The 8,129-nt window shown below is 41.2% G+C and carries 6 protein-coding genes; all 6 read left to right on the top strand.

The window, feature by feature from the left end:
* Positions 1 to 108: 108 nt before the first annotated feature.
* The 6 genes from CWB66_RS17635 (at position 109) to CWB66_RS17660 (ending at position 7,945) form a co-directional block, all read left to right on the top strand.
* Positions 109 to 732: a haloacid dehalogenase type II gene (locus CWB66_RS17635; protein WP_289508511.1), complete on the top strand. Its 624-nt coding sequence runs from the start codon at positions 109 to 111 to the stop codon at positions 730 to 732.
* A 220-nt stretch (positions 733 to 952) separates the two neighbouring features.
* The gene (locus CWB66_RS17640) at positions 953 to 1,561 is read left to right on the top strand and encodes a PilZ domain-containing protein (protein ID WP_138586393.1); all 609 of its coding nucleotides are present in this window, start codon (positions 953 to 955) and stop codon (positions 1,559 to 1,561) included.
* Between the two features lie 57 nt (positions 1,562 to 1,618).
* Entirely contained in the window at positions 1,619 to 2,674 is a 1,056-nt protein-coding gene (locus tag CWB66_RS17645; protein ID WP_138586394.1) for an agmatine deiminase family protein, read from the top strand.
* Positions 2,671 to 3,564, top strand: a complete 894-nt coding sequence (locus CWB66_RS17650; RefSeq protein WP_138586395.1) for a carbon-nitrogen hydrolase — start codon at positions 2,671 to 2,673, stop codon at positions 3,562 to 3,564. Before CWB66_RS17645 ends, CWB66_RS17650 begins: the two co-directional genes overlap by 4 nt.
* A gap of 71 nt (positions 3,565 to 3,635) precedes the next feature.
* Positions 3,636 to 7,109 (top strand): transcription-repair coupling factor, encoded by a 3,474-nt coding sequence (mfd, locus tag CWB66_RS17655; RefSeq protein ID WP_138586396.1) that lies wholly within the window; start codon positions 3,636 to 3,638, stop codon positions 7,107 to 7,109.
* The gene (locus CWB66_RS17660; RefSeq protein ID WP_138586397.1) at positions 7,109 to 7,945 is read left to right on the top strand and encodes a peptidoglycan binding protein CsiV; all 837 of its coding nucleotides are present in this window, start codon (positions 7,109 to 7,111) and stop codon (positions 7,943 to 7,945) included. Before mfd ends, CWB66_RS17660 begins: the two co-directional genes overlap by 1 nt.
* Positions 7,946 to 8,129: the final 184 nt, after the last annotated feature.

Here is an 8,129-nt window from a genome sequence, read left to right on the forward strand (position 1 = left end):
GTTTGGTATTTAGGCAAGGCAGATCCTATGTCGTGTGGTTATTCCCCATAAACAGGCGATAACGCAGTATAAATGTCAAACCTCGCGCCGCGATTAAATCGTCCCTAGATTGAACAAATTTCAATCCACAAAGGTCAACACGCCCTAGGCGGACGTGAAGATTTATTACCACTGTGGTTCTCTACCATGCTACACCATTCACTGGTAGACACAGTAAGCGGTAACTATCACGACTTTGGACAAATCGGGGTAGCGTCGCTACTTATGGTTGCCCAAAACAACAATATTGATATTACCAGTGAACAAGCTAAAACAGCCATTGTTACGCCACTTTTGACCCTTCCTCCCCATAGCGATGTTAAAGAAGGACTGGCGAAACTCAAAGCTCAGGGCTATAAATTAGTAAGTCTTACAAATTCTTCAAACAAAGGTGTTAAGGCACAGTTTGAAAGTGCTGGTTTAATGTCGTACTTTGACGCACGTTACAGTATTGAAGATATTAAAATTTATAAACCAGACTTACGTGCTTATGAGTGGGTACTTAAAAAGCTAAATGTAGCACCCAATGAAGCAATGATGATAGCAGCGCACGGCTGGGATGTTGCTGGTGCAAAAGAAGCTGGCTTACAAACCACGTTCATTGCACGCCCTGGCAAAGCCCTTTATCTATTAGCTAAAAAACCTGACCACGTTGTGAAAGATTTACATGAATTAGCCGCTCTACTTAAATAAGTATGCGCTAATAAATCAATACCCAAGCGGTCAATGTCAGGATGATATTGGCCGCTTTTTTATAACTAACCCTAAATATGTCTTAGCGTATTTATTTCATAATCAGTATGTTAAAAAATTGAATGCAAACAAAGTATTTAGCTCGTTAAGCGTTACTTTATCTGCTAGCAATTTAGTACTCACAACGCTACTATTAAATAAATACGTGGTGGAGAAGATAATGAATAGTGAAAGATTAGGTGAATTTGAGCAGTACTTTCAAATAAATGAAAGTATAAGAGTGAATCTATTCGCTGTATCGAATGATGAAGTACCTCAATCGCAACTTGAATTAGAAGACGACATACCCCCACTATTTAGACTCGCTAACGAAGTCAGTGAACTTGAACAAAGCTCTTTACGCCCACTGCGTAACTTAGGCGATATAGCACAAGAGCTAGCTACTTTTTTGCAGGCGCAGTCACGTAAAATTGATTTAATAATGAGCCATATTTTAGCCTCAGAGCAAGCACAAGATAACGCTATACAATGTGATAGCTACGGCGGTGGCGGTATTCGTTTTACCTCACCAGATGTACACCCTATTGGTCAAGCATTTAGAACTAAGCTCTTTTTACATCACGAAGCCTCGGCTGTTTATTGTTACACCGAAGTGGTTGCCATAGAAAAGCAAGAGAGTGAGCATTATCAATACACCATGCTATTTACGGCCATTAGAGCAACCGATCAAGAGCTTATTGTTAGAGCGAGTTTACATGCGCAGACTCGTCAGCTTAAAAAACGCCAAGAACCCGAACCAAACCAAGCCGACCTAAACAGTGATAATTAGCTGACATCTTTATGTAAAATGCTAAACTAGCGTCATCTTAATTAGTATATAAAATTCATGAACTTTAGACTTTTACCAGAATGGGCCGAGCAAGACGCCGTTATGCTCACGTGGCCTCACAAAAACACCGATTGGGCCGACAACTTAGCACGTGTAGAACCTGTTTATACTGAACTTGCTAAGCACATAACAACGCAGCAACAGCTTGTTATTGTGGCGCATGACAGCGCCTTAAAAATGCATATTACAGCACTGCTAAATAGCGCTAATATCGCTCTAAATCGTGTTCATTTTGTAGTAACGCCTACCAATGATACGTGGGCACGCGATCATGGTCCGCTCACTTGTGGCGCTATTGATACGCTAGGGCAACTAAAAGTATATGATTTTACTTTTAATGGTTGGGGCAATAAGTTTGAAAGCACATTAGACAATCAAATAAACCGTACATTGGTAAAAGAATTAAGTAGTTCAAAAAACCAATATCAAGCACTCGATATGGTACTTGAAGGCGGTGGTATTGAGATAAACGAACACGGTGTATTACTAACAACCAGTGAGTGTTTGCTCAATAAAAACCGTAACCCAGATTTAAACCCAAGTGATATTGAAGCACTTTTAAAAGAGCACTTGGGCGCGACACGTTTTTTATGGGTTGATCATGGCTATTTAGCGGGCGATGACACCGACAGCCACATTGATACGCTCGTGCGTTTTGCACCAAATAATACCCTTGTCTATGTGCAGTGCGATGATAAAACTGATGAACACTTCAGCGCACTTGATGCAATGGAAAAACAACTGCAAACCTTTAAAACGGCCGATAACACCCCATATAACTTAATTGAGTTACCGTGGCCAAAAGCCGCTTATGACGATGAGCAAACACGCCTACCGGCTACCTACGCTAACTACTTAATTATTAATAATGCGGTACTTGTGCCAACGTATAATGATGCCAATGATGAACGTGCTCTTGCTCAAGTTCAAAAAGCATACCCTGAGCACATTATTATTGGCGTAAATTGCCAACCTATTATTGAGCAATTTGGCAGCCTGCACTGTATTACAATGCAATTACCTCGTGGATTTTTAGCTGGAGCAGCACAATGACAAGCCCTGCAAAGTTAACCGTTGCGTTAGTGCAACAAAGCAATACCGATAACGCTCAGCACAATATGGCAAAATCAATGAATGCCATTCGTGAAGCCGCTCAAAAAGGTGCAAAACTGGTTGTACTTCAAGAGCTACACCGAAGCCTCTATTTTTGCCAAACCGAAAATGTTGACGTATTTGATTTAGCCGAAACTATTCCAGGTCCTAGCAGTAATGCCTTAGGTGAGCTTGCTAAAGAGCTAAGTATTGTAATTGTCGCTTCTTTATTTGAAAAACGTGCAACGGGCCTTTATCACAACACCGCAGTTGTATTAGAGCAAGACGGCAGCATTGCGGGTAAATACCGAAAAATGCATATTCCTGATGACCCTGGTTTTTACGAAAAATTTTACTTTACCCCAGGTGATATCGGTTTTGAGCCTATTCAAACCTCGGTCGGTAAATTAGGCGTGCTAGTATGTTGGGATCAATGGTTTCCTGAAGCTGCACGTTTAATGGCAATGGCTGGCGCTGAGATATTAATTTACCCAACCGCTATTGGTTGGGATCCTAACGACGACATTGCTGAGCAAACTCGTCAAAAAGATGCGTGGGTTATTAGCCAGCGTGCCCATGCTGTTGCCAACGGTGTACCGGTAATTAGCTGTAACCGCGTTGGCCATGAAAGTGACCCAAGCGCGCAAAGCGATGGTATTGCGTTTTGGGGCAATTCGTTCATTGCAGGCCCACAAGGTGAATTATTAGCAGAGGCTAATAATACTGATGAGCAAATTTTAGTAGTAGAAATTGATCAAAAACGCTCAGAAAACGTAAGACGTATCTGGCCGTTCTTGCGTGACCGACGAATTGATCACTATAAAGACCTAACAAAAATATACCGAGACTAAGTCACCTGAACTCTGGGTAACAAATATAATGGCTCTTACTTGCTAAGAGCCAACTATAAATGGAGTAATAAATGGCGTTTGAGCAATGGGCAGCCTTGCCTTGGGTAAAATCTCAAAAAGATAAAATTCAATGGGGCCAGCTAAGCGGAAGTGGTTTAAGTATTGCCATTGCTGAAGGCGTTAAACAGCAAGACAACTTAGTCTTGATTGTTACGCCTGATACACCAAGTGCACTGCGCCTTGAAACAGAGCTAGAATATTTATTACCCGATAACCCAGTAATGGTATTTCCTGATTGGGAAACTCTGCCATACGATCACTTTTCTCCCCATCAAGATATTATTTCAGCCCGTTTAGCCACTTTAAATACCTTAAAAAAAGAACAACAAAGTGTGTTAATTGTGCCTGTATCTACATTAATGTTGCGCACTGCACCCGCCTCGTTTATTTACGGCTCAACAATAAATTTTAAAGTCGGCGACAAGCTAGACACACATAACTTTCGTGACAACTTAGAGCAAGCTGGTTATTTAAATGTTCAACAAGTAATGGAGCACGGCGAATACGCTATACGTGGCTCTATTGTTGATTTGTACCCTATGGGTAGCCCGCACCCATTTAGACTCGACTTTTTTGATGACGAACTCGACACTATTCGTTTGTTTGATGTAGAAACGCAGCGCTCTGATGAAAAAGTAGATAAAATTGAGCTACTTCCAGCACATGAGTTTCCAACTAACGACGCTGATATTGAACGTTTTAGAATAAGCTACCGTGAAAAATTTGGCGCAAGTTCGCAGCAAGATTCTGTATACATGCAAGTGAGTAAGGGTAACTGGCCTGCGGGTATTGAATACTACATGCCGTTGTTTTTTGAAAAGCTAGCGACTATTTTTGACTACTTGCCAGATACGACAACTGTTATGCAGCTGGGTGATTTAGAGCACGCGGCAGACACCTTTTGGCACGATGTAAATGTACGCTATGAGAACCGCAGAGTTGACCCACTTCGTCCATTACTAGAGCCTAATGCGCTTTATCAGCCTATTGAAGAGTTGTTTTCTAATTTAGGAAATTTTGCACGTATTCGCTTATCGCTTGCAAAGCTTGGCACTAAAGCAGGTAATAAAAACTTAAGTGTTGGCGAGCTGCCAGCCATTCGAATTGATCATAAACAGCATGAACCTTATGGCGCGTTTATAAATTATGTAGCAGAGCAAAAAAATAAAAAAGGCCGCATATTACTCAGTGTTGAATCGGACGGTCGTCGTGAATCATTACTGAGCATTCTAAAACCAAGCGGTTTAAAATTTAAAGAATTCGAAACACTCGAACAATTTATAAAAAGCGCGAGTGATGTAGGTTTAATAGTAAGCCCGCTTGAGCAAAGTGTGGTACTTGGTACTAAGCCCAGCCTTTCTATTATTACTGAGCAAGAACTGCTGGGTATAAAAGTATCTCAGCGCAGACGCCGCAAACATAAATACGAAGCCAGCCAAGATGCGCTAATTCGTAATTTAGCTGAGCTTAAAGAAGGCCAACCTGTTGTGCATCTCGATCATGGTGTTGGCCGTTATCAAGGTTTGCAAACAATTGACGCTGCAGGTGTAGTTACTGAGTTTGTTACGATTACTTACGCAAGTGAAGCTAAATTGTACGTGCCAGTATCTGCATTGCATATGCTTAGTCGTTACTCTGGCGGTGAAGAAGCCAGCGCCCCGCTGCATAAGCTTGGCTCAGATGCTTGGGAAAAAGCAAAAAAACGGGCGGCTGAAAAAGTTCGCGATGTAGCCGCAGAATTACTTGATATTTATGCTCAGCGCCAAGCAAAGCCAGGTAATAAATTCACTCTAGATGCCCCTGCATATCGCCAATTTAGCGATAGCTTCCCGTTTGAAGAAACTGACGATCAGCGCAACGCCATAGAAGCCGTATTAGGTGATATGCAATCAAAACAAGCCATGGATCGCTTAGTGTGTGGTGACGTAGGCTTTGGTAAAACAGAAGTGGCCATGCGTGCTGCTTTTGTAGCGGTTAACGATGACAAACAGGTCGCCATTTTAGTACCAACTACCCTGCTAGCTCAACAGCATTATGAAAACTTTAAAGACCGTTTTGCTGATTTTCCTATTGAAGTTGGTGTGCTTTCACGCTTTAACTCCACCAAAGAGCAAAAAGACACGCTTGAGAAAATGGCCAACGGTAAACTCGATATAGTTATTGGCACACATAAACTGATTCAGCAAGACATTAAATTTCACGATTTAGGCTTACTTATTGTTGATGAAGAACATCGCTTTGGGGTGCGTCAAAAAGAGAAAATTAAAGCACTGCGCGCCGATGTAGACATACTTACACTGACTGCAACGCCAATACCTCGCACACTCAACATGGCCATGAGCGGCATGCGCGATTTATCAATTATCGCAACGCCACCGGCTAAACGCTTAGCGGTAAAAACCTTTGTTCGCCAACGTGATGTAGAACTAATACGCGAAGCGGTACTGCGTGAAATTAAACGCGGTGGCCAAGTTTACTTTTTGCATAACAATGTAGAAACTATTGACCGTGTTGCACAAGAAATTAGTGAATGGGTCCCTGAAGCGAGTGTAACATCAGCCCATGGTCAAATGCGCGAGCAAGAGCTTGAGCAAATAATGACTGACTTTTATCATCAAAAATACAACGTGTTGGTGTGTACCACGATTATCGAAACCGGTATCGATGTACCTACAGCCAACACCATTATTATGGATAGAGCAGATAAACTCGGCCTTGCACAGTTACACCAATTACGTGGGCGAGTTGGCCGAAGTCATCACCAAGCGTATGCTTATTTACTGACGGGCGACCCAAAAGCGCTATCTAAAGATGCAAGTAAACGCTTACAAGCAATCGAATCGTTAGAAGATTTAGGCGCGGGTTTTGCCCTCGCTACACATGATTTAGAAATTCGTGGCGCGGGTGAGTTGCTTGGCGATGATCAATCAGGTCAAATGCAAACCATCGGCTTTAGTTTGTATATGGAAATGCTTGAACAAGCAGTAAATGCGCTACGCGAAGGTAAAGAACCAACACTTGAAAATCTACTAAAAAAACAAACTGAAGTAGATTTGAAACTAGCTGCATTATTACCTGACGACTACATACACGATGTTAATGCACGATTAGGTATGTACAAGCGCGTTGCTAGTTGTGCTAACCTTGACGATATGGATGAGTTACAGGTAGAGCTAATAGACCGCTTTGGTTTATTACCCGATGCCGCTAAAAACTTATTTAGCTTACAACAGCTTAAAATGCAGGCCAGCAATTTAGGGATAACAAAAATTGAAGCTAACCCTAAAGGCGGTTACTTTGAGTTCAGCCAAGATACTAAGGTTAACCCTAGCTTCATCATTGGTTTGATACAAAGTGCACCTAAGGTGTACAAAATGGATGGCGCAAATAAACTGCGCTTTGCAATTAGTGAGGCAAATGCCCGCGAACGCTTAAAAATGGTCACTGCAATGATTGCAGATTTCGAAAAAAAGGTTAGCCATTAATGTTGCTAAAAAAATCGCTGGTTATTTTATGCTGCTTATTTAGCAGCACTGCATTTGCAGAGCGTTGGTTTGAGGTTGAAGTGCTCATATTTAAACAGCGCCCCGCCCCCTACTTGCAAGAAGACTTTAGCCTTAAACATAAAGCTATTGCAGATAAAAATACCCTAGACCTGTTGACTCCACTTTATACAGAGCAAGCTAAACAAGCGTGCATAGATGGTGATGAGCGCTTTCAAACACGTTCATTTACCGATTCATTAGTTGGCATTAATCCACAGTCAAGTGTGTGTGATGAGAGCATTGATTATTTACAAAGTTACGATGAACTCCCTGTGACTCCCCTTGTTGAAACACAAGAAGCAATGGAGCAAACTTACCTTTTATCATCTGAGCAATTGCAATTTAAAACTCAATATGCACAGCTCTCTCGTAAAGGGCTAACACCTTTACTGCATACAGGCTGGCGCTTTGAAGGAGCAAGTAAATCACGCTCGCCGAGCATGCATTTAATTGCAGGTCAGCACTTTAAAAATGATCTTAATACAATACCTAGCTATGCTAACCCTGATTTTATTAGCTTGTTAAACGCTCAACCTGCACTGTTTAACGCTCCAGATAAGCCAAACGTTAAATGGGAACTCGATGGTTTATTTAAGATTCATTTACGTCATTATCTCTTTATAACAGCCGATTTTGATATCAGCCAAAAACTAGAAAATGGTGATATAGAATCAGCCCGCTTTTCACAATTTAGACGTGTGATCAGTGGCGAAGTGCACTATCTAGATCATCCTCGTATGGGAGTAATAGTGCAAATAAGAAAGTTTAACCATTAACCTTATACCAATTGCATTAAATTAGTGATCTATTATAGGGATAAGAAAACAGCTCAATAACAAAGCTAAAATTATGATACATAGTTGTTCTATATGAATAATTTTTAACGTAGTTAGTGAGTTATTTAATACGCTAGAATGATCATGTTTTTAATAAAATTGTTATTATTACCGATTACAATAC

Origin of the sequence: Pseudoalteromonas sp. S558 (assembly GCF_005886635.1) — a bacterium.
Taxonomy (GTDB): Bacteria; Pseudomonadota; Gammaproteobacteria; order Enterobacterales; family Alteromonadaceae; genus Pseudoalteromonas; species Pseudoalteromonas aliena.

Excerpts from the sequence above, each read along its gene's own strand:
- CWB66_RS17640 (WP_138586393.1), top strand. The coding sequence starts at position 953 with ATGAATAGTGAAAGATTAGGTGAATTTGAGCAGTACTTTCAAATAAAT.
- CWB66_RS17645 (WP_138586394.1), top strand. The coding sequence starts at position 1,619 with ATGAACTTTAGACTTTTACCAGAATGGGCCGAGCAAGACGCCGTTATG.
- CWB66_RS17650 (WP_138586395.1), top strand. The coding sequence starts at position 2,671 with ATGACAAGCCCTGCAAAGTTAACCGTTGCGTTAGTGCAACAAAGCAAT.
- mfd (WP_138586396.1), top strand. The coding sequence starts at position 3,636 with ATGGCGTTTGAGCAATGGGCAGCCTTGCCTTGGGTAAAATCTCAAAAA.
- CWB66_RS17660 (WP_138586397.1), top strand. The coding sequence starts at position 7,109 with ATGTTGCTAAAAAAATCGCTGGTTATTTTATGCTGCTTATTTAGCAGC.